The following is a 21,628-nucleotide window of genomic DNA, read 5'->3' as shown; positions in this document are numbered from 1 at the left end:
CACCCCCATCCCGCCCCTAGGTTGGGGGGACCCGCATCGCCGACCGCGCACCACTGAGTTCCGATGGAGGAACGCCATGGCCACGACACCCGTGCTCCGCAGGATCGCGATCGCGCTGGTCGCGGTCGTCGCAGTGGGAGTGGCGGGTGCCGCACCGGCGACCGCTCTCGACAGGCCCGTCTCCGGGTACCTGAAGGACAGCGGGCTCACGCCCGAGAAGATCCGCGACTTCCTCGGCGGACCCCTGATCTCGCCCTCGACGCAGGTGGGCTACGGCGGAGCGGTCTCGAGCGTCGACGCGAACGCGAGCCGCGTGGGAATGGAGGTGCTGAAGCGCGGCGGCAACGCAGCTGACGCCGCGGTCGCCACGGCAGCCGCCCTCGGCGTGAGCGAGCCCTACAGCGCCGGCATCGGCGGAGGCGGGTACTTCGTCTACTTCGACAAGGCCTCCGGCGAGGTCAGCACCATCGACGGACGCGAGACAGCGCCGGCCGGCATCACCTCGGACGCGTTCCTCGACCCCGCGACCGGAGCCCCGTACCCGTTCACCCCGGACCTCGTCTCCTCCGGCGTCGCGGTCGGCGTGCCCGGCACGGTGGCGACCTGGGACACCGCGGTCGACCGCTTCGGCACCCTGCCGCTCCCCGTCGTGCTGGCGCCCTCGATCGCGCTCGCGGCGAAGGGCTTCCGGGTGGACGAGACCTTCCGCAACCAGACGCTCGACAACCTCGAGCGGTTCCAGGCGTTCCCCGACACGGCCGAGCTCTTCCTCCCCGGTGGGGACGCGCCGAAGGTGGGCAGCACCTTCCGCAACCTCGACCTCGCGAAGACGCTGACCTCCATCGCCGTCCACGGGCCGGACGCGTTCTACGAGGGCGCGCTGGCCGCCGAGATCGCCGACACGGTCCAGAACCCGCGGATCGCCGAGGGGGCGGACCTCCCCGCCCCGGCCGGCACGATGACGGCCGCCGATCTCGCGGCCTACTCGGTCGCCGAGCAGGCGCCGACCCGCGTCTCCTACCGCGGACTCGACGTCTACGGGATGGCACCCTCCTCCTCCGGCGGGATCGCGGTCGCCGAGGCCCTCAACATCCTCGAGAACCACGACCTCGCGTCCGAGGACACCGGCAGCGCCCTGCACCTCTACCTCGAGGCGTCCGCCCGCGCCTTCGCCGACCGGGGCGCCTACGTCGGCGACCCCGCCTTCGTCGACGTGCCCACCGAGACGCTCCTCAGCCAGGAGTTCGCGGACTCGCGGGACTGCACGATCGACCCGGCGACCGCCTCCGTCCGCCCGGTCGCGCCCGGCGCTCTCGACGGCTCCGGATGCGCGACCGCCCCCGCCGCGGAGGAGTCGGACACCGAGAACATCTCCACGACCCACCTCTCGGTCGTCGACAAGTGGGGCAACGCCGCCTCCTACACGCTCACGATCGAGCAGACCGGCGGCTCGGCGATGACCGTCCCCGGCCGCGGCTTCCTCCTCAACAACGAGATGACCGACTTCTCCCCCACCTTCGTCGACGGGGACCCGAACCGGATCGAGCCGGGCAAGCGCCCGCGCTCGTCGATGTCGCCGACGATCGTGCTCGACGGCGGGGACGTGCGGTTCGTCGTCGGCTCGCCGGGCGGATCCACGATCATCACGACGGTCCTGCAGACCCTGGTCAACCGCATCGACCTCGGCATGACGCTCCCCGAGGCGGTGGCAGCGCCCCGCGCCTCCCAGCGCAACGGCGCGACGACCTCGGCCGAGCCCGAGTTCATCGAGGCGTACGCCGACGACCTCGCTCCCTTCGGCCAGCAGCTGGTCCCCTCGGGCGACACCTTCACCTCGGCCGCGCAGATCGGCGCGGTGGCCGCCATCGAGGTCGACCCCTCCGGCCGGATGACCGCGGTCGCCGAACCGGTGCGGCGCGGCGGCGGCGTCGGGCTGGTGGTCCGGCCCGAGAAGTGACGCCCCGGAGCCTCCGCGGCCCGCTGAGAGGAACCGTCGGCCGGCCGCCCCTCTCGCCCGAGAGCGGTCCTCCGCGGGAAGGAGGCATCTGCGACACTGGGGAGATGTCGTCGTCGCGCCCGCTGCGCACCCTCCGGGGTGTCGTCGCGGCGACGGTGGCGACGCTCGTCGCGCTGTTCTCACACGTGGCCGGCGGCGGCCAGATCCCGGGCCCGCTCGGTGTCGCGATGCCGCTCGTCCTGTCGGTGCTGGTGTGCGTGGCGCTCGCCGGGCGCAGGCTCTCCCTGGTCCGCCTGGCGGTCTCGGTGGGAGTCAGCCAGTTCCTGTTCCACACGCTCTTCACGATCGGGACCTTCGCGGGGCCGGTCGATGCGCCGACCCTGCACGCGCACCACGGTGCCGTGATCGACGTCAGCGCGGCGATGACGCACAGCGGGATGACCGGCTCCTCGATGTGGGCGGCTCACCTCGTCGCCGCCGTCGCGACGACCGCGGCGCTCCACCGCGGCGAGTCCCTCCTCGTCAGGGTCGCCGCGACGACGAGCCACCTCGTCACCCGCCTGGTGCGGGTCCTGCCGACTCCGGTGGCCGCTCCTCGACCCGCGCGACGCTCCTCCTTCGAGCTGCGCGACGTGCTCCCCCTCGCCTCGGGCGTCTTCCCCCAGGCGGCGCTGCGGCGCGGCCCCCCTCTGCAGCCCGCCTCCTGATCATCGACGCGAGCCGCGGCGAGGACCTCCCCGGAGGTCCCCGCGGCGTCTGACCGACCCGTCTCCTCCCCCGCAGGGGTCTCCGAGGGACGCCGGCCGGTCGGCGTCTCGGCGACTCCTCCCGGACGGATCGTCCTGGCCCGGCGCTCCTGCGCGCCGGCGGAGGGGTCTGTGGAGCGTCCCCTCGGGGACGCCCGTGAAGGGAGCCACGCCTGTGGCACAAGCATCGACACCGGTCGACGACGACCTCCTCCCGCCCCAGCGGCCGCTCGCCGCTCCTCTCCGCGGGGCGGAGGCGTCCCTCCTGCTCGCGATACCGGCGGCGGTCGCCGTCGCCCTGCTGGGCCTGTCGTACACCGGGGCGTTCTCGGTGGCGACGCGGCTGATCGACCCCGGCGACCTGGTGACGCGGGGCCTGCCGATCGCGCGGGTCCTGCACGACTCCGCCGCGTCTCTGACCATCGGCCTGCTCACCGCGGCCACCTTCCTGCTGCCCGGGCAGCGCATCGCGCCGGGCGTCGTCTCGTACTCGCAGAACCGCGCCCTGCGCTGGGCGACCTGGTCGGCCGCGGTCTGGGTGGCGTCCGCGATCGCGGTCCTCGTGTTCACGGCGGCGAACACGATCGGGCAGCCGCTGGACGCGCCGGGCTTCCGGACGCAGCTCGTGTTCTACGCCACGCAGATCGAGCTGGGGCAGACGCTCGTGGCCTCGACGGCGTGCGCGACGGCCGTCCTCCTCCTCACCCTGTTCTCGCGGCGGCTGGCCTGGGTGGCGGCGGCGACCGCGATCGCGGTGCTGGCGCTGCTCCCCCTCTCGCTCTCCGGGCACGCCGCCGGCGCCGACGAGCACGCGAACGCGGTGAACAGCCTGGCCGTGCACCTGATCGGAGTGACGGCCTGGGCCGGCGGGCTCGCCGCGGTGATCCTGCTGCGGCGGACCGTCGGCGCCCAGCTCGGCGTGGTCGTCGCGCGCTACTCCGTGCTGGCCGGCTGGGCGTTCGGGGCCGTCGCCTTCTCGGGTCTGGTGAACGCGTCGCTCCGGATCGAGGACCTCGGCGACCTGGGCGCGCCCTACGGGCAGCTGCTGATCGTCAAGGCCGTCGCGCTGCTCGCCCTCGGCGGCGCGGGCCTCGGGCACCGGCTGCGGCTGATCCCGCGGCTGCGCGCCGACCCGGCCGACCGCCGCGCGTTCGTCGCGGTCGCGGTCGGCGAGGTGGTGGTGATGGCGCTGACCATCGGCGTCTCGGTGGCGCTCTCGAACAGCGCGCCGCCGGTCTCGCAGGACCCGATCAGCGGAGACGTGCGGCGCAGTCTGCTCGGCTTCCGCTACCCGCCCGAGGTCACACCCGAGCGGATGCTCGACCAGTGGCACCTCGACGCCGTCTGGCTCGGGATCGCGGTCGTCGGCGCCGCCCTCTACGTGTCGGCGGTCCTGAGGCTGCGGCGCCGCGGCGACGCCTGGCCGCTCGGGCGCACCGTCGCCTGGGTGGCCGGCTGCGCGGCCCTCGCCTACACGACCAGCGGCGGCCCGGCCGTGTACGGGCAGGTGCACTTCAGCACCCACATGATCCAGCACATGCTGCTGATGATGGTCGTGCCGCCGCTGCTCGTGCTCGGCGGACCGGTGCTGCTCGCTCTGCGGGTGCTGCCGGTGCGCCGCGACGGCGGGCGCGGGCTGCGCGAGTGGATCCTCGCCGTCGTGCACTCCCGCTACCTCGCCGTGCTGTCGCGGGCGCCCGTCGCCGCCGTGCTCTTCGCCGGCAGCCTGGTCGTCTTCTACTACACCGGCTGGTTCGAGTGGGCGATGTTCAGCCACCAGGGCCACGTCCTGATGACCCTGCACTTCCTCGCCACGGGCTACCTCTTCTTCTGGGTCCTGATCGGCGTCGACCCCGGCCCGAACCGGCCCGGCCACGTGCTGAGGCTGCTGGTGATGCTCGCGACGCTGGCGTTCCACGCCTTCTTCGGCCTGGCGATCATGTCGCAGACCACCGTGCTGGCCGCGTCCTGGTGGACCGCGCTCGGGTACACCGACACGGAGGCGCTGCTCGCCGACCAGGGCGTCGGCGGAGGGATCGCCTGGTCGGCGGGCGAGATCCCGATGGTGCTGATCGCCCTCGTCGTGGTCGCGCAGTGGGTGCGCTCCGAGGAGCGGACCGCGAAGCGCTACGACCGGCGCGCCGACCGCGACGGCGAGGCCGAGCTCACCGCCTACAACGACCGTCTGAACCGGCTCGACAGCCGGAGCACTCCCCGTCCGACCACCACGAAGGAGACCGACCGATGACCTCTCGACCCCTGCGACGGCTTCCCGCCGCGCTGGCAGCCCTCGCCCTGGCGGGCGTCCTGATCGGGACGGCCGGGCCCGTCCAGGCGCACGACCAGCTGATCAGCAGCACTCCCGGCTCCGGTGAGCACTTCACGAACTCGCCTGCGGAGGTGACGCTGACGTACTCCGAGGACGTCCTCACGATCGGCGCGCTGGTCCTCGTCACCGACATGGACGGCATCGACCACGTCTCCGGCCCGGTCGAGCTGACCGACTCGACGGTCACCGCTCCGCTCGAGGCGGCGCTTCCCGGCGGCTCCTACGACCTCAAGTGGCGGGTGGTCTCCGCCGACGGCCACCCGATCGCGGGAGTCGTCCCCTTCACCGTCGGCGACGGCGCCTCGGCGCAGGCCGCGGCCGTGGCGGAATCCACCCCGACCGTCGAGCCGACCGTCGTCGCAGCCGCCTCCTCGCAGGCCCCGCCGGACGTCCTCCGACCGGTCCTCATCGGTCTGACCGGCGCGGTCCTCGCCGTCGCGGCCTTCCTCCTGATCACCCGCCGCCGCGGGCGGCCCTCGACCACCACCGAAGACCGGACGTCGTCGTGACCGCCGACGTCCTCCACCCACCGCACCACTTCACAGGAAGGCGCCACACCATGCGCACTCGACACGTCACCACCCTCTCCGCCCTCTCGGCCGCAGCCCTGCTCGCCCTGACCGGCTGCAGTGCCGGAGCCTCCGGCAGCCCCTCCGCCGAGGTCGCGCCCGCCGCGACCGAGGTGACCATCACCGACGGCTGGGTGAAGGCCGCCGACTCCGGCATGTCCGCCGCGTTCGGTGAGCTGGAGAACTCCGGCACCGAGGACGTCACCGTCGTGTCCGCCACCTCCGCCGCGTCCTCCGAGCTCGAGCTGCACGAGACCGTGGCGAACGAGTCGGGCGAGATGGTGATGCGTGCCAAGGAGAGCGGCTTCACGATCCCCGCCGGCGGCAGCCTCGAGCTCGCCCCCGGCGGGAACCACATCATGCTGATGGACCTCGCCGCGCCGATCGTCGCCGGGGACGAGGTCACCGTCACCCTCACCTTCTCGGACGACTCCACGACGGAGTTCACCGTCCCGGCGCGCGACTACGCCGGCGCGAACGAGAACTACGAGGGCGGCGACATGGACATGGACATGGGCGGAGAGGGCTGATGAGCGAGGACCGCGAGACCGGCCACAGCGCCGACGAGCGCCCGCGCAGCGCCGTCAGCCGGCGACGGCTCCTCCTCGGCGGAGCAGTCGCCGGCATCGGCGCGGCGGGTGCGATCGGAGCGGACCAGCTGCTCGGCCGCGGCGGCGCTGCGCCGGCAGCGGCCGCGGCGCTGAACGGCGACGAGACGATCCCCTTCCACGGTGCGCACCAGGCGGGGATCGCCGCGACACCGCAGGCGCACGCGACCTTCGTCGCCCTCGATCTGCGCGAGAGCACCGACCGGGACGGACTGCGGCGGATGCTGCGCATCCTGTCCGACGACGCCGCGCGCCTCACCCAGGGGCAGCCGGCCCTGGCCGACTCCGAGCCCGAGCTCGGCGTGGTCCCCGCCCGCCTCACCGTGACCTTCGGGTTCGGGCCGAGGCTCGTGTCCCTCGCGGCCGGCGAGGCGGCGAAGCCGGCCTGGCTGGCACCGCTGCCCTCGTTCGGGATCGACCGGCTCGAGGAGCAGTGGAACGACGGGGACCTGCTGCTGCAGTTCCACGCCGACGACGCGTTCACGATCGCGCACGCGCTGCGGATGCTGCTGAAGAACACCCGCACCTTCGCGACCGTCCGCTGGACCCAGACCGGGTTCCGCCGGGCGCACGGCTCCGAGAAGGCCGGCACCACGATGCGGAACCTGTTCGGCCAGGTCGACGGGACCGTCAATCCGCGCCCCGAGGACGTCGACTTCGACGAGCTGGTCTGGGTCCGCGACGGCTGGCTCGTCGGCGGCACCGGGCTGGTGCTGCGCCGGATCCGGATGGACCTCGACAAGTGGGACCGCCTGGACCGCAGCGGCCGCGAGCAGTCCGTCGGGCGGACCCTCGCGAACGGCGCGCCCCTCACCGGGACGGCGGAGGCCGACGAGCCCGACTTCGAGGCGACGACGGCCATCGGCTTCCCGGTGATCCCGGAGTTCTCGCACATGAGGCGCGCCCGCTCGGAGAACACCGCCGAGCGCTTCCACCGCCGCGCCTACAACTACGACGACACCCCGACGGGCGAGGACATCTCGAACTCCGGGCTGATCTTCGCGGCGTACCAGGCCGACGTCACCGCGCAGTTCGTGCCGATCCAGAAGCGCCTGGACGAGCTGGACCTGCTCAACGAGTGGACGACGCCGATCGGCTCCGCCGTCTTCGCGATCCCGCCGGGCTGCGTCGAGGGCGGCTACATCGGCGACACCCTCCTCTGACCCTCACCGGCACCCGCCACAGCACCGAAGGACCAGAAGCATGACCACCACCGCCACGAGACCCCGCGACTCCGCCGACACCCCGCCCCCGCCGCACAGAAGCAGCGCAGGCTGGCTCGGACAGCTGCTGCTCCGCCTGCACTTCTCCGCCGCCCTGTTCGTCGGGCCGTTCATCCTCGTCGCCGCGACCAGCGGAGCGCTCTACGCACTCACCCCGCAGCTCGAGCAGGTCGTCTACGCGCAGGAGCTGCACGCCCCGGAAGCGGACACCTACCTGCCCCTGGCCGACCAGATCGACGCCGCCGACGCGTACACCGGAGGCGGGCAGAGCATCGTCGCCGTCCGCCCCGCCCCGAACCCCGGCGACACCACCCGGGTGATGTACGCGGACCCGTCGCTCGGCGCCAGCGAGACCCGCGCGGTCTTCATCGACCCGGCCACCGCCGACGTCCGCGGCGACCTCACCGCGTACGGCACGAGCGGCGCCCTGCCGCTGCGGACCTGGGTCAGCGACCTGCACCGGACGCTGCACCTCGGGGACGTCGGCCGCTCCTACAGCGAGCTCGCCGCCTCCTGGCTGGGGGTCGTCGCCCTCGCCGGCCTGGGTCTCTGGATCATCCGCCTCCGCCGCGCCCGAGTGAAGAGGGACCTGCTGCGCCCCGCGCCGAGGACCACCGGCTACAAGCGCCTGTTCTCCTGGCACGCCTCCACCGGCGTCTGGCTGCTCGTCGGCGCACTGTTCCTCTCGACCACCGGCATCACCTGGTCGCTGTACGGAGGCGGGAACTTCGAGACCCTCCGCTCCGCCGTCGGCTGGACCACGCCCTCGCTGGGGACGACGCTCGGCGACCGGACCGGCGAGGTGGCCGACGAGCACGCCGGGCACGCCGGACACGGCGCGGCCACCGGCGACGCCGTCGAGTCGACGGCGGGCTACTCGCCGGCCGCCTACGACTCGGTGCTCTCGGTCGCCCGCGAGGTCAACGTGAACACGGGACTGGTCGAGATCCGTCCGCCCGCGGCGGAGGGCTCGGCCTGGGTCGTGCAGGAGATCCAGCGCAGCTTCCCGACCGAGGTCGACGGCGTCGCGATCGACGGGAGCACGATGCAGGTCGTCGACCGGGTCGACTTCGCCGACTTCGGCCTCGTCGCCAAGCTCTCCCGCTGGGGCATCGACACGCACATGGGCTCGATGTTCGGGCTGCCCAACCAGCTGCTGCTGTTCGTCACCGCGGCCGGCATCGCCACGATGGTCGTGCTCGGGTACCTGATGTGGTGGAAGCGCCGCCCCACCCGCGGTTCCCGACGGCTCGGCGGCACCCCGCCGGCCCGGGGAGCGCTCCGGCGCGCGCCGTGGTGGGGAGTCGCGTCCGTCCTGGTCGTCGCCGCCGCGCTCGGGCTGTTCCTCCCGCTCCTGGGTGCGAGCCTCGCGGCCTTCGTGATCGTCGACACGCTGCTGGGGCTCCGGCCCGCGCACCGCTGAGCGCGCGGGCGTCGGCCCGGTGAGGTCCACCGGGCCGGCGTCACAGCCCCTTCGGGAAGGCGAGGGAGCGCAGCGCGGGGTCGAGGCCCTCCCACTGGTGGCGCCGCTCCGCGTCCCGGTCGGCGTCGCTCCCCCGGAGCCCGACCGCCTTCGCGGCGTACACGGCGGCGTGCGAGCAGTGATCGACCATGTGCGCGACGGCTGTGGCCTGCCCGGCCGCCCGCGCGGCAGCGGTGGCGGCCCGCTCGCCCGCCTGCGTCGCGGCGCGGGCTGCGGCGTGCGCCGCGAAGGCCGCCGTGCGGCACTCCGTCATCGGAGCCTCGCCCCGCTCCCACGCGAAAAGGACGTCGAGCGCGCGCCGGGGCCGGGGATCGTCCGGGTCCCACTCCTCGAATGCGGGGAGGGCGCGCTCCGCGCACTCCGCCGCCCACCGCGCGAGCGCCCGGTGGACCTCCGGCTCCGGATCCGCCCAGGCCGGCTCCTCCGCTCCGCTCACGGGTCTTCCTCCGATTCCGGAGCTCAGCTGGCTCTTCCCAGATGAGGGTGTAGGTCGGCCGGGAGCGTCGGTCCGCAGATAGACGTCGAGGTCTCCCGACGACGGAGGTTCCTCCGCCATCCGTCCGAAAGACCTCGACGTGACCGACGCTACCCCGCCGGCCGGCTTCGGCCTCCCTGACCTGACCGCCTTCGCGTCTCATCCCAGTCGACCCTGATCGAGTCTGCTGACCCCCTCGACGAGAACGCAGCGACATCACAGCCACCCAACCCCGACCGTCCGGGAAGCCGGGACACGTCACATGACCTGTGCTGCGGGCGTGTCGAGTGGGTCGTCCAGGGGCGACGCAGGAGCGTCGACGCGACGTGCTGAGAGGTGGTTCCAGTCGAGCGCTAGGACACCGGCTACAGGCATGGCGATAGGTCAGGAACGGCGTCGCTCCCTGCGCAGGAGGGAGCGCAGAGTCTCGGCATTCGCGTAGCCGACCCGTAGCGCGATCTCGGCGGAGGTGAAGTCCGTGGTTGCTGAGAGGTGCCGAGCTCGTTCGATGCGAAGCCGTTGGACGAAGCCGAGCGGAGTGAGGTTGAGCGCCGCACGGACTCGTCGTTCGAGGGTGCGCCGGCTGGTGCCGAGCGACTGCGCGACGAAGGCGACGTTGAACGGTTCGTCCAGGCGGGCGCGCACGAAGCGTTCGAACTCGACGACGATCGGGTCCTCGTGCCGGAGATGTTCGTAGGCGACGAAGGCCGCCTGAGACGGACGCTCGTCGATGATGAGGAGCTTGGCGACATGTTGGGCCAGGTCGGGGCTGATCGATCGCACGAGTGAGAGCGCGAGGTCGATGTGGGCGAACGCGGCGCCGGCGGTGACGAGGTTCCCGTCGACCACGACCATGGTGTCGAGATCGAGGGCGACGGTCGGATAGCGCTTCAGGAACTCCGGCCCCAGGAACCAGCTGGTCGTCGCCCTCCGATGATGCATCCGTCCGGTCTCGGCGACAGCGAACACGCCGGTGCACGCCGCGGCGATCCGGGTGGTCGCCTCGTCGAGGCGCCCGAGCGAGGCGATGACCGAACGAGCATCTCGGCTCTGGAGGACGTCGTTGGTAGCGGCGGCCGTAAGGGTTCCAAGCGCAGGGACGACGACCACGTCGAACTCTCCCGACTCCGACAGCGGGTGGTCCACCGACAGGGTCATCGATGCCGTCGTGGTCACTCGCCGTTTCGGTCCGAGGATGGCGAGTTCGATCGGGTCGATCCGCGGGTCGACATCGCCGCGGGCTCCGTCGGCCACCCGCACGATGTCGATGATCGACGCGATAGCCGAACCGAAGCAGCCGTCGATCGCGATCAGTCCGATACGCATGACGTAAACAATAGCAATACTGCCGTATACGCCACTCCCCACCGGCCCTCGCTCGTCATACGCTGAACTCGTCCCACGAAGAACCCCGACGTCAAGGAGAGTCCCTCATGTCCACACCCGCATCACTTCCGTATGCCTTCGTCGCCAAGATCGTCGCGGCCGATGGACAGCACGACGCGGTCGCCGATCTGCTCGCCGGCGCTGTCGCACTCGCCAACGAAGAAGGAGGAACGATTGTCTGGTTCGCGGTCCGGACCCACGCCGACACCTTCTGGATCTTCGATGCATTCCGCGACGAAGCCGCTCGCGACGCCCACGCCAACGGCGCCATCGTCGCAGCCCTGATGGCCAACCAGCACCTCCTCGGCGCAGCACCCGAGATCCTGGCGGCCGACGTCCTCGCGTCCAAGCTCCCGTAGTCCGCCAACGCACGAGACGATCGCGCCCCGCCGAGCCGTCGCCAGGTCGCGACGCAAAGCCACGCTGCGTTGCCGAGCGGTGCGAGGCCTATCGGCACACGGACAGGATGCCGGCCGCGAGCGCTCAGCCGGCGAGGGGTCCGTCGCAGAGGAGAGCGACGTCGGTGTCGGGCAGAGCCGTGAGGCCAGGGCATCGCGCGACCACCAGAACGGTTCGCCGGAGCCGCCTGTGGGAATCGAACCGACGACCTAATCACGTCGGCTTTGCGTCTATCGCTTGATCCGCCCACAGGGCGAACGAGCCGCTGACCTGCGCAAACGCCGAGCGTGGAGGACGCCGCCATCCGGTGGTGACCGATGACGACCGACCAGTACCGACCGTTTCACCGGAGCTTGCGGCGGCGTCGAAGCCGAGCAAGCTCCATTCTTCTAACTCACCGCGCCCTCCTCCTCGCCGGCCCCGTCGTCGGCGAAGACGTTTCAGGGGTCTTCTCAGATGACGGTGTAGGTCGGCCGGGCGCGTCGGTCCGCAGATAGACGTCGAGGTCTCCCGACGACGGAGGTTCCTACGCCATCCGTCCGAAAGACCTCGACGTGTCCGACGCTACCCCGCCGGCCGGCTTCGGCCGCCCTGACCTGACCGCCTTCGCTCGACTCGACGGCCTCGGTCTGCACACCGGCGCGGACCTGCTCACCGACAAGCAGAGCGACAGGCTACGCGCGCTGTTCGTTGATGACGCTCACGTCGAGGTCGAGGCGACCTGGGGTGTCTACCAGCGCATGATCGCCGCCTATCGCCACGAGGACCGGCAACGTGGCCGCGAGCTCATGGAGAAGCTGATCACCGACCTCAGCGCCGGCGTCCCCAAGGTGCTCACCGAGCTCACCACCCTGGGCCGGACCCTGAAGAAGCGAGCCGCTGACGTGCTCGCCTACTTCGAACGACCCGGCACCAGCAACGGGCCGACCGAGGCGCTCAACGGACGGCTCGAACACCTGCGCGGCTCCGCACTCGGGTTCCGCAACCTGACCAACTACATCGCCCGAAGCCTGCTCGAGACCGGCGGCTTCAGACCCCAACTTCTACACCCCCGATTGGGATGAGCCGCTCAGCTCCGGCGCGGCCGCCCCGTGAAGTGCTTCACCCCGTAGACCAGGAGGAGCAGGATGCCGCTCAGCTGCAGGGCGAGCGAGAAGCCGGAGGCGAACTCACCGGCCGGCCACACCAGCCTCAGCACCAGCGCGACGAACATCGCTGTGACCCCGACGACGAACAGGACTCGATTCCGCATCCATCGAGTCAACCATCCGCACGCGCATCGGGGGCGGCCTGAGGACTCACCTCAGGCGCTCGGTCAGGTGGACGGTGACGACGTCGCCGAGGTCCTTGCCGATCGTCTTCCGCAGCTTCGCGCTGATCGACAGCATGTGACCGCCGGTGCCGGTCGGCAGCAGGCCCGCGGTCACCGGCTCGCCGTCGACGGTGGCGACCACCTTCACGGACCTCCCTGTGCCGAGCATCTCGACGGAGCCGGGCACCTCGACGCACGACCAGAGGTCGCCCTTCACGGTGACGCCGATCGGAGCGGTGAAGGCGAGGTCCAGGGGGCCGGCGCTCATGCGCTCTCCTCCGCGGACGCCGCGCTCTCGCCGCGGGAGTCCTGCCCGCTGTACCGGTCGAGGATCTCGTCGTACATCGCGGCGTCGAGCAGACCATCGGACAGGGCCCGGCGGACCTCCTCGAACTCCCCGGGGTCGAGGGTCGTCCAGTCGAAGCCGTCGCTCGGCGACCCGGATCGGTAGCGCCAGCGGCCGAGCTCGTCGACGGCCAGCTCCCGCGTCAGCTCCCCCGCGGCGAAGCGCTGCGCGATCCCGTACGGTGTCGCGCCGGAGAAGCCGGAGCGCACGTGCGGCAGCGCGGCGGCCGCCTCGATCCCGTCGGACACCTCGTCGATCGACATGCGGACCCCTCCCGTCCGAGGGTCCACCGACCCTCCCGTCGACCCTACGACGAGACGTCGCATCCCGGTCGGGCCGGGCGACGCGCACTGCTCTCGACATGCGGCTACCGTTCCTCCATGACCGGACACGCCGCTACGTCCCGGCACGAGTTCCGCGTCGACTCGCGCACGCTCGTCGCCCACGACTTCCCCGGCACTCGAGCCCCCCGCGCTGTCGTCGTCTGGTGCGGAGGGACACCGCACACCGGCGCACTCCTCGCTCCCCACGTCGACGCCGCTGCGGCGCGCGGCATCCGGCTCGTCTCCGTCGCCCGTCCCGGCTTCGGCGGCTCGATGCGCACTCCCGGACGGAGCATCGCGGATGCGGCCGCCGATGTGCTCCGCGTCGCCGACCTGCTCGGGATCAAGCGCTTCGTGGTGACGGGCTACTCCGGCGGCGGCCCGCACGCGCTGGCCGTCGGGGCTCTCGGAGGTGATCGCGTCCTGGGCGTCGCGACGTTCGGCAGCCCGGCGCCCTTCAGCGACGACGGAGCGTGGTTCGAGGGCATGCAGGATCCGGGCGCTCTCCGCAGCGCGCGCGACGGCCGGGCTGCGCGCGAGGAGTGGGAGGAGACGGCCCGCTTCGATCCGGAGCAGTTCACCGGTGACGACTACTCGGCCCTCGACGGCCCGCTGACGGCGCTCGGCGCAGAGGCCGGCCGCGCCTCGGAGCTCGAACAGGGCGGGAGCGTCGACGACGACCTCGCTCTCGTCATGCCCTGGGGAGTCGACCTCTCGCGCCTCACGGCGCCGGTCCTCCTCCACCACGGCGCGGCGGACAGGGTGGTCCCGGTCGCCCACGCGGAGCGGATCCGCCGCCTCCACCCAACCGCGGAGCTCACGATCCGGCCCGGTCGAGGCCACATCGGCGTCCTGCTCGACTGGCCGGACGTCCTCGACCGCCTCCTCGCGGACGGGTTCCCCGGGGACCGCTCCGGCAGCGGAGGCTGAGCGTCTCATCGCGGCCGGCAGCGGATCCGACGCGGAAGGTGGGCCTGGAAGGGCCACGCTTCGGGAGGGCTCCCTCCGCGAGGATCACGGCATGGCCCCCCACACGGATCCCCGCCGATGACTCTGCAGGACCTCGCCGACGAGCTCGCCCAGGCTCTCGACCGCCCGGTGACGATCGAGGACGCCTCGAGCCGGGTGCTGGCCGCGACGCGCGCGCGCGAGGAGGCACCTCACGACGGCGTGTTCCCCGTCCAGGATCCGCGGGGCCGGCTCGCGACCCTCCTCCTCCCCCGGGAGCGGCCCGCGCCGCTCACTCCGGCCGAGTACTCGCTCATCGACGCGGCCGTCGGAGCGATCCGCCGCCTCCTCGGCCCCTCGACGCGGGCGGGCGGCAGCTCCCGGCGCGCAGACGTCCTCGCGGCGCTCCTGGCGGCCGACGGCGGCACCCGGCGCGCCTCCTTCGCCGAGGCGGTGGAGCGCCGCTGGCTGCGCCGGGACGCCCAGACCGTGGTCCGCGCGGTGCGGCTGACCGGCCCGACCGGCTCCCTGCAGCGGACGGCGCTGGCGCGGCGGATCGACGCGAGCGCCGCCTCCGGCCTGACGTTCCTCGGCGACCAGGAAGGCGTGCTGTTCTTCGTGAGCGTGGAGGCGCCCGAGGCCGCCGCGGAGGCGGACGACGTCCTGCGGGCCGAGGCGCGCGGCCGCGGCACGGCCGTCGACGCGATCGGCTCGGCGCGCTTCGACGTCCGCGACGACGACCTCCTCCCGACCGCCGAGCGGGCCGCCCTCGCGGCGACCATCGTCGGCTCCCTGCCCGACGGCCGCGGCCGGGCCGACATCGCCGAGCTCGGGGCCTGGGTGCTCCTCGCCTCGATCGGGGCGGACAGCTCGCAGCTCGCCACGCTCTCGCCTGCCGCGGCGACGCTGCTCGAGCGGGGCGACGAGGTGCAGCGGCGGACGGTCGAGGCCTACCTCGACGTGCGCGGCAGTGTGCGGGAGGCGTGCGGGCTCCTCCACATCCACCGCACCACGCTCTACTACCGCCTCGACAACCTGCCCGAGGCGGTCCGGGACGCGCTCGACGACGGCCTCGCCCGCAGCACGCTGCACCTCTGCCTCAAGCTGATGAAGTTCCGCGACGGGCTCGAGCGGCGGCGTGCCTCGTGATTGTGCCCGGGGACCTCCCGCAGGTCCGCCTCTACGGGCGGCGCGAGAGCCGCGACGCGTGGGAGATCCGCGACCTCCTCTCGCGCAGCGTCGTCTCGTTCTCGTGGACGCCGATCGACACGGACGAGCAGTGCCTCGCCGTCGCCGGGCATCCGCTCGCCACCGCGTCACTCCCCCTCGTGGTGTTCCCGGACGGCAGCCGTGCCTCCGATCCGACGCTCGCCGAGGTCGCGGCCCGGCTCGGCTGGGTCGGCGCGCCGCGGCTCGCTGAGTACGACCTCTCCATCTACGGAGCCGGTCCGGCCGGGCTCTCGGCCGCCGTGTACGCCGCCTCGGAGGGGCTGAAGGTCGTGGTCCTCGAGCGCTCGGCCATCGGCGGGCAGGCCGGCTCGAGCAGCCTGATCGAGAACTACCTCGGCTTCCCGCACGGGATAGCGGGAGCCGATCTGGCCGAGCGCGCGCGGCAGCAGGCCGTCTCGTTCGGCGCCGAGCTGCTGCGGATGCGCGAGGGGATCCGCGGGCGCTTCGCCGACGACCGGATCCACGCGCTGCTCGCCGACGGGACGACCGTCGTCGCCCGCACCAACATCTGCGCCACGGGCATCCAGTGGCGCCGGCTCGGCCTCGAGCGCGAGGACGAGCTGCTCGGCGTCGGCCTCTACTACGGCGCCGGCACGAGCGAGGCGCCGCTCTGCGAGGGCGAGGACATCGTGGTCGTCGGAGGCGGCAACTCGGCCGGGCAGGCCGTGATGAACCTCTCGGCGCACGCGCGGCACGTGACCATGCTGGTCCGCGGCCCGGATCTGGCCGACAGCCTCTCCTCCTACCTCGCGGAGCGCGTCGTCCGGCAGCCGAACGTGACGATCCTGCTCGACTCGCGCGTCACCCGCCTGCACGGCGCCGACGCCCTCGAGTCGATCGAGGTCGAGAACTCGGCGACCGGCGCGCACGGGGCGCTGGCCACCTCCCACCTCTTCGTCTGCATCGGGGGCGAGCCGGACACGACGTGGGCGGCGGAGACCGCGATCGTCCGCGACTCCGGCGGCTACCTCGTGACCGGACCTGACCTCGCCGGCGAGCACGCGGCTCGCGACTGGCCGCTCGAGCGGGCGCCGTTCTACCTCGAGACCAGCGTCCCCGGCTCCTTCGCCGCGGGGGACGTGCGCCGCAGCTCGGTCAAGCGCGTCGCCTCCGCCGTCGGCGAGGGCGCGATGGCCGTCACCTTCGCCCACCGCCACCTGCAGGAGACCTCGTGAGCCGCCGACTGCCGACGGTGCGCCACGGCGTCGGCTTCTGGATCGTCGCCGCGACCTTCCTGCTCGTGATGGCGTACTCGACGGTGCCGACTCCGCTCTACCCGCTCTACCAGCAGCTCGACGGCTTCCCGCCGTTCGTGATCACCGTCGTCTTCGCCGCCTACGCGGTCGGAGTGATCGTGAGCCTGTACCTCGCCGGTCACGTCAGCGACTGGCTCGGCCGCCGCCGGGTGCTGCTGATCGCGGTGCTCGTCTCGGCGGTCTCGGCCGTGCTCTTCTCGCTGACGACGGAGGTGCCGGGGCTGATCGTCGCCCGCTTCGTCAACGGCGTCAGCATCGGGATGCTCACCGCCACGGCGACCGCCCACCTCGGCGAGCTGCGCGCCCGCGCCCGGCCCGACGAGAACACGATCGTCGCCGCGTCGATCTCGGGCGCGGTGAACCTCGGCGGACTCTCGCTGGGCCCGCTGCTCGGAGGGGTCTTCGCCGAGTTCCTGCCCGATCCGCTCCTCCTGCCGCACCAGGTGTTCCTGGTCGCGCTGCTCGTGGCGGGCCTGGCGCTGCTCCTCGTGCCCGAGACGGTCGACGTACCGGAGACGGCGCCCCCCTACCGGCCGCAGCGGCTCTCGGTGCCGGCGGACGCGCGCCGGGCGTTCCTGCTCGCGGCGTTCGGAGCGTTCTCGGCCTTCTCCGTCCTCGGCCTCTTCACCTCGCTCGCACCGACGTTCCTGGTGCAGACCTTCCAGGTGCGCGACCACCTGCTGGCCGGAGCGACGTCCTTCGCCGTGTTCGCCTCCGCGGCCCTCGGCCAGCTGCTGCTCGTGAAGGTGGGGATGCGCCTGCAGCTCTCGATCGCGGTGGCGGGCTGCGCGGTCGGGCTCGCGGCGGTCGCGGCCGGAGCGATCGCTCCGCAGCTGGGAGTGTTCCTCGCCGGCGCCGTCGTCTCGGGCTTCGGGGTGGGGCTGCTCTTCAAGGGCTCGATCGGCACGGCGGTCGCCCTCGCGGATCCCGCCCGCCGGGGCGAGACCCTGGCGGTGGTGTTCCTGGTCGCGTACACGGGACTCGCGGTGCCCGCGCTGGCGGCGGGAGCGGCGCTCAATCTCGTCGCCGCGACGATCGTGCTGACGGTGTTCGCGGCGCTCGTGCTGGCGGCGACCGCGACGGCCGGCGTGCTGCTGCGCGCCCGCAGCGAGGCGTCCGGGCGATGAGCGGCGGAGCGGGGCGGCGCTGCGGCGTGCGGGCCGGCGGCCGTCCGGGTGCAGGCCGCGTACACCCCGGACGGCCGCCCGCCGCGTCAGAAGTCCTCGCGCCGCTCCTGCTCGGCCTCGGCGGCCGGCTCGAGCGCGGCGAGATCCCCGAGCGCGAGGCGCAGCTGGCGCAGCAGCCACTCCTCGGTCAGCGCCCCCGCGTCGAGCGCGTCCAGCCGGCGGAGGCGCTCGGCCGCCGACCCGGCGAGGTCGGCGGGCGTCCCCGCGCTCATGCGCCGTACCCCGCTCCGCGGAGCAGGCGGCGCAGGTCGACGAGCTGCTGCTCGTCCACGTCCTTGTGGTGCGGCCGGTGGAGGGTCTCGGTCGTCGAGCCGACCGTCACCGAGAAGGCGCCGTCGTGCTTCTCGTGGACGGTGCCGACGGCCTCGAGCAGCGTCAGCACGTCCGCCCAGAGGACGTTGTGGCTCGGCGAGTCCTCGAGCAGCCGCTCGAGGGTGTCTCGCTGGTTCGAGTGGAGGTGGCGGGTGTCGGTCATGAACGGCCCTTCGGTGTCTGCGCACGCGCCCCGGTGGCGGTGCTCGGCGTCGCGTCCGACGGTAGGCGCGCGGGTGGAGCCGGTGCGCGAGTCGGATGACTCGAAGAGCGGATGTCGCGGGGCGGCCCCGCGAGAGGCGCGGCCCCCGCGAGAGGTGCGGCCGTGAATCCGGAGCCGAGCGACCGCCTCGACGAGGAGGACCTTCCCCGCACGCCCGCGCTGCCCGAGGCCGCCGTCTCCGCCGCGTCGCTCCCGGACCGGCCGGCCGCGTTCCTCAACGCCCTGCTGACCGAGCACTTCGTCCTGGAGTCGGCCCGCGGCATCACCGTGACGGAGTCGAGCAGCCGCGCCTCGCTCTACCTGACGATGCTCTCCAGCTCGCTCGTGGCCTTCGGCTTCCTCGCCCCGACCCGGTACGCGATGGGGTTCCTCGCGGTGATCATCCCGGTCGTCGTGCTGCTGGGGGTGTTCACCTACGAGCGGCTGGTGCAGACCTCGATGGAGGACATCGCCGCGCTGACGGCCATCCAGCGCATCCGCCGCTACTACGGGACCCTGCTGCCGGGCGCGGGCGCCTACTTCGCGGTGCCGCGCGGCCGCCACGCGCCGAACGAGCTGCTCGAGATCGGCCGGCGGCAGAGCTGGCGGGGCATCTTCTTCACGATGTCCTCGGCGATCGCGGTGGTCAACTCGATCGTGGCGGGCGCCGGAGTCGCGCTCGCGCTGACGCAGAGCGGCGCGGACGAGGTCCCCGCGATCGCGTGCGGGATGGCGGCCGCGGTCGTCCTCGCCGTGCTGCACGGGGTGTATCAGTTCCACCGCTACCGGCAGATGCGGCTGCGGATCGCCGAGGCGGAGGCGCTGGACGGTGTCGAGAGGGGGTGACGGGGCGGGGCTCGGCCGGCGGGGTCCGGAGCTGACGAACGCCGATCAGGCGCGGCGTCGGCCGCCGGCTGGTCAGCTGGCTCCGACCTGCTCCCGCGACCGCTCCCGCGACTGCTCAAGAGTTGTCGCACTCGACGCCCAGTGCGACAACTCCTGGACTCTCGTGGCGATCGCTCCTGGGCGGGCCGCCGCGAACATCCAGAAGTCGCCGTAGTCGGTCGCAAGTGCGACAACTCCTGGCTCCTCGCCGTCTGCGGACGAGCGTTGGGTGTCGGCGGCTCCGACGGCCGCGACTGCTCGAGAGTTGTCGCACTCGACGCCCAGTGCGACAACTCCTGGACCCTCGTGGCGATCGCTCGTCATCGGGCCGCCGCGACCATCCAGAAGTCGCCGTGGTCGGTCGCGAGCACGGCGACTTCTGTCTGCACGCCGCCTGCGGACGTGCGCAGGGAGCCGGCGGCCGGCGACTGTCCAGGAGTTGTCGCAGTCGATGCCGAGTGCGACAACTCCTGGACTCTCGCGAAAGTCCTGCGCTCTCGCGGAGGCGCGCGGCTCAGCCGCGCTCGGCGCGCTCGGCGAGGAGGTAATGCCAGTCGCGCGGCACGCGGTCCTTCGGCCCCGGGGTGGTCTGGCTCGCCGGGTGGCTCTGCGGGTCGGCCAGGGCGGGGCCGTCGGCGTAGTCGTCGGTCCGGTAGTTCCAGAACCAGTCCTCGCCGGGCTCGAAGCTGCGGATGACCGCGTGGCCCGTCGAGTGGTAGTGGGCCGTCGCGTGGCGGTTCAGCGAGTCGTCGCAGCAGCCGATGTGCCCGCAGAGCGCGCAGCGGCGCAGGTGCAGCCACCACGAGCCGGACTGCTCGCACTCGACGCAGCCGGGGCCGCTCGGCGGGACGGAGGGGTCGATCATCTGCTGCGACGTCATGCGCTCAGCATGCGCCTCCCGTGGCGGCAGGCACCAGGTCGGATGACTCGATCCTGCGGCTCCGTCACGCGCTCCGGGCGTCCTCGAGGCTGAGGAGCGCGTCGCGGAGCCCGGCCCGCGAGGTCACCCCGAGCTTGGGGAAGATCCGGTACAGGTGCCCGCTGACGGTGCGGGGCGAGACGAAGAGCTGCTGGGCGATCTGCTTGTTCGACAGGCCGGCAGCTGCCAGCGAGACCACGCGCCGCTCCTGCTCGCTGAGGTCGGCGGCGACCGGCGCCTCCCCCGCTCCGCCCGCCGCCCGCAGCTCGTGCTGGGCGCGGGCGAGCCAGAGCTCGGCTCCCACCGCGGCGAACCCCGCGGCGGCCTGGCGGAACCGGGTGCGGGCCTCCAGCGGGCGCATCCGGCGGCGCAGCCACTCGCCGTGGCAGAGCTGGACGCGCGCCCGCTCGAACGGCCACTCCTCGGAGGCCGGGTCGAGGGAGCGCTCGAAGAGGGCGCCCGCGCCGCCGGTCTGATCGAGGACCGCGGTCGCCGCGAGGGCGAGCATGCGCCCGCGGGGAGCGAGGGGCCGCGCGGCGAGGTCCGCCGCGGCCGCCGCCAGCTCGGCGCAGTGCTCGGGCAGGCGGAGGCGCGAGGCGGCTTCGGCTGCGTCGAGGAGCTCCAGCGGGTCGCCGCCGGCGCGGGAGGAGGAGCGGGCGTGCGCCTCCTCGAAGCGGCCGCCGCCGAGGTCGAGCGAGCACAGGGCGTGATCGGCGGCGCGGGCGACCGACGCCGCTCCGTGCCGCAGCGCCCAGGCCGTCGCGCGCTCGGCGCACTCGAGGGTGCGTGCGCGGTCGCCCTGCAGGGCGTGGATCCGGGCTCGAGTCGCGTCGATCAGCGCGCGCACGGCGGGCAGGTCGTCGGCGCGGGCGGCGGCGCGGTCGAGGTCGGCCGAGGCGTCGTCGAGGCGACCGCCGTCGAGTGCGGCGGTGCCGCGGCGGAGGAGGGCGAGGGCGCCGGGCAGGCCGTCCGCCTCCTCCCCGCCGTCGAGGAGCCCGGCGAGGCGGTCGCGGCGCTCGTCCGAGACCTCGAGCAGCGACCAGGCGAGGTGCAGCGCGACCGTCTTCCACGGGTCGCCCGTGACCGCGGAGTCCTCGGCGAGCCGCAGGCGGCCCTCCCACTCCTCGTCCGGGACCGGCCGCACGCAGGCCTCCACCAGGCGCAGGACGGGATCGAGGGGGTGCTCCTCGCCGACGGCGAGCGCCTCCTGCCACCACGCGGGATCGCCGCGGAGCGTGCAGGCGATGTGGAGGACGGTCGCCTGCAGGTCGACGGCGGCGTCGTGAGGGGCGGCGCGGTCGGCGGAGAAGCTGCTGGCGTCGTCGCGGGAGGCGTCGGTCTCGGCGGGAGCGACACCACCGACAGGAGAGGCACCACCGACAGGAGAGGCACCACCGACAGACGAGTCACCGCCGGCGAGCGAGGCACCACCGACTCCCGCGCCCCCACGCCCCACCCGAGCGCCGAGCCCCCGGACGGCCCCGCGGGGGACGTGGGCGGGGTCCGCCGCGCGGCCCTCCGGGGGCTCGCCGC

22 protein-coding genes and 1 pseudogene are annotated in these 21,628 nt (G+C 73.2%); 14 read left to right on the top strand and 9 right to left on the bottom strand.

The annotated features are described in order from the left end of the window. The first annotated feature begins 76 nt into the window (after positions 1–76). The 7 genes from ggt to C5C49_RS15815 all read left to right on the top strand — a co-directional run bounded on the left by ggt (position 77) and on the right by C5C49_RS15815 (position 8,855). Positions 77–1,957 carry a gamma-glutamyltransferase gene (ggt, locus tag C5C49_RS15845; RefSeq protein WP_104346552.1) on the top strand — a complete coding sequence of 627 codons (1,881 nt, stop codon included), beginning with the start codon at positions 77–79 and terminating at the stop codon, positions 1,955–1,957. Positions 1,958–2,061: 104 nt separating this feature from the next. Further along, a complete protein-coding gene (locus C5C49_RS15840) occupies positions 2,062–2,664 on the top strand; it encodes a hypothetical protein (protein ID WP_104227432.1) in 603 nt (200 codons plus the stop codon). Between the two features lie 214 nt (positions 2,665–2,878). Then, a complete protein-coding gene (locus C5C49_RS15835; RefSeq protein ID WP_258068487.1) occupies positions 2,879–4,951 on the top strand; it encodes a cytochrome c oxidase assembly protein in 2,073 nt (690 codons plus the stop codon). Next, the gene (locus C5C49_RS15830) at positions 4,948–5,541 is read left to right on the top strand and encodes a copper resistance protein CopC (RefSeq protein WP_104250440.1); all 594 of its coding nucleotides are present in this window, start codon (positions 4,948–4,950) and stop codon (positions 5,539–5,541) included. Before C5C49_RS15835 ends, C5C49_RS15830 begins: the two co-directional genes overlap by 4 nt. Positions 5,542–5,591: 50 nt before the next feature. Further along, on the top strand, positions 5,592–6,131 hold the full coding sequence (locus tag C5C49_RS15825) for a copper chaperone PCu(A)C (RefSeq protein WP_104274074.1): 540 nt from the start codon (positions 5,592–5,594) through the stop codon (positions 6,129–6,131). Next, entirely contained in the window at positions 6,131–7,372 is a 1,242-nt protein-coding gene (locus C5C49_RS15820; protein ID WP_104346550.1) for a Dyp-type peroxidase, read from the top strand. Before C5C49_RS15825 ends, C5C49_RS15820 begins: the two co-directional genes overlap by 1 nt. A gap of 40 nt (positions 7,373–7,412) precedes the next feature. Further along, on the top strand, positions 7,413–8,855 hold the full coding sequence (locus C5C49_RS15815) for a PepSY domain-containing protein (protein ID WP_104346549.1): 1,443 nt from the start codon (positions 7,413–7,415) through the stop codon (positions 8,853–8,855). A gap of 40 nt (positions 8,856–8,895) precedes the next feature. Here C5C49_RS15815 and C5C49_RS15810 read toward each other — a convergent pair whose 3' ends face one another. Further along, complete coding sequence (locus tag C5C49_RS15810) at positions 8,896–9,351, bottom strand: putative immunity protein (RefSeq protein WP_104346548.1); 456 nt, start codon at positions 9,349–9,351, stop codon at positions 8,896–8,898. Positions 9,352–9,774: 423 nt separating this feature from the next. Then, on the bottom strand, positions 9,775–10,716 hold the full coding sequence (locus C5C49_RS15805; RefSeq protein ID WP_053548963.1) for a GlxA family transcriptional regulator: 942 nt from the start codon (positions 10,714–10,716) through the stop codon (positions 9,775–9,777). Between the two features lie 107 nt (positions 10,717–10,823). Between C5C49_RS15805 and C5C49_RS15800 the strand changes: the two genes are divergently transcribed. Further along, complete coding sequence (locus tag C5C49_RS15800; protein ID WP_104346547.1) at positions 10,824–11,135, top strand: putative quinol monooxygenase; 312 nt, start codon at positions 10,824–10,826, stop codon at positions 11,133–11,135. Positions 11,136–11,804: 669 nt separating this feature from the next. Beyond that, positions 11,805–12,239 (top strand): annotated as a pseudogene (locus C5C49_RS15790) (transposase); the annotation flags it as partial. Positions 12,240–12,244: 5 nt separating this feature from the next. Here C5C49_RS15790 and C5C49_RS15785 read toward each other — a convergent pair. From C5C49_RS15785 to C5C49_RS15775, 3 genes are read right to left on the bottom strand one after another with little or no spacing between them, the layout of a single operon-like run. Then, a complete protein-coding gene (locus C5C49_RS15785; RefSeq protein WP_104224784.1) occupies positions 12,245–12,427 on the bottom strand; it encodes a hypothetical protein in 183 nt (60 codons plus the stop codon). A gap of 46 nt (positions 12,428–12,473) precedes the next feature. Next, positions 12,474–12,755: a DUF1905 domain-containing protein gene (locus C5C49_RS15780; RefSeq protein ID WP_104346546.1), complete on the bottom strand. Its 282-nt coding sequence runs from the start codon at positions 12,753–12,755 to the stop codon at positions 12,474–12,476. Continuing rightward, complete coding sequence (locus C5C49_RS15775; RefSeq protein ID WP_104346545.1) at positions 12,752–13,096, bottom strand: hypothetical protein; 345 nt, start codon at positions 13,094–13,096, stop codon at positions 12,752–12,754. Before C5C49_RS15775 ends, C5C49_RS15780 begins: the two co-directional genes overlap by 4 nt. 117 nt (positions 13,097–13,213) lie before the next feature. Between C5C49_RS15775 and C5C49_RS15770 the strand changes: the two genes are divergently transcribed. The 4 genes from C5C49_RS15770 (at position 13,214) to C5C49_RS15755 (ending at position 17,717) form a co-directional block, all read left to right on the top strand. After that, the gene (locus tag C5C49_RS15770; protein WP_104346544.1) at positions 13,214–14,086 is read left to right on the top strand and encodes an alpha/beta fold hydrolase; all 873 of its coding nucleotides are present in this window, start codon (positions 13,214–13,216) and stop codon (positions 14,084–14,086) included. Positions 14,087–14,203: 117 nt separating this feature from the next. Then, positions 14,204–15,253 carry a helix-turn-helix domain-containing protein gene (locus C5C49_RS15765; protein WP_104346543.1) on the top strand — a complete coding sequence of 350 codons (1,050 nt, stop codon included), beginning with the start codon at positions 14,204–14,206 and terminating at the stop codon, positions 15,251–15,253. 2 nt (positions 15,254–15,255) lie between these two features. Further along, positions 15,256–16,509, top strand: coding sequence for an NAD(P)/FAD-dependent oxidoreductase (locus tag C5C49_RS15760; protein ID WP_219814603.1), 1,254 nt, complete (start codon positions 15,256–15,258; stop codon positions 16,507–16,509). Then, a complete protein-coding gene (locus C5C49_RS15755) occupies positions 16,506–17,717 on the top strand; it encodes an MFS transporter (protein WP_258068486.1) in 1,212 nt (403 codons plus the stop codon). Before C5C49_RS15760 ends, C5C49_RS15755 begins: the two co-directional genes overlap by 4 nt. 86 nt (positions 17,718–17,803) lie before the next feature. Here C5C49_RS15755 and C5C49_RS15750 read toward each other — a convergent pair whose 3' ends face one another. Beyond that, positions 17,804–17,989, bottom strand: a complete 186-nt coding sequence (locus C5C49_RS15750) for a hypothetical protein (protein WP_104346542.1) — start codon at positions 17,987–17,989, stop codon at positions 17,804–17,806. Then, the gene (locus C5C49_RS15745) at positions 17,986–18,252 is read right to left on the bottom strand and encodes a hypothetical protein (protein WP_104257441.1); all 267 of its coding nucleotides are present in this window, start codon (positions 18,250–18,252) and stop codon (positions 17,986–17,988) included. The genes C5C49_RS15750 and C5C49_RS15745 overlap by 4 nt, the downstream gene beginning before the upstream one ends. 162 nt (positions 18,253–18,414) lie before the next feature. On the opposite strand from C5C49_RS15745, the gene C5C49_RS15740 reads away from it, so the two are divergent. Beyond that, positions 18,415–19,137, top strand: coding sequence for a hypothetical protein (locus tag C5C49_RS15740; protein WP_104346541.1), 723 nt, complete (start codon positions 18,415–18,417; stop codon positions 19,135–19,137). 553 nt (positions 19,138–19,690) lie between these two features. Here C5C49_RS15740 and C5C49_RS15735 read toward each other — a convergent pair. After that, complete coding sequence (locus tag C5C49_RS15735) at positions 19,691–20,056, bottom strand: UBP-type zinc finger domain-containing protein (RefSeq protein WP_104346540.1); 366 nt, start codon at positions 20,054–20,056, stop codon at positions 19,691–19,693. Between the two features lie 64 nt (positions 20,057–20,120). Then, positions 20,121–21,628: LuxR C-terminal-related transcriptional regulator (locus C5C49_RS15730; protein ID WP_219814602.1), on the bottom strand; the 1,508-nt coding region annotated here is incomplete at its 5' end.

The sequence above is a fragment of the Rathayibacter sp. AY1E2 genome (assembly GCF_002932325.1).
Lineage (GTDB): Bacteria > Actinomycetota > Actinomycetes > Actinomycetales > Microbacteriaceae > Rathayibacter.
The sequence above is the reverse complement of the archived record's forward strand: the minus strand, read 5'-3'. Positions and strand labels throughout refer to the sequence as shown.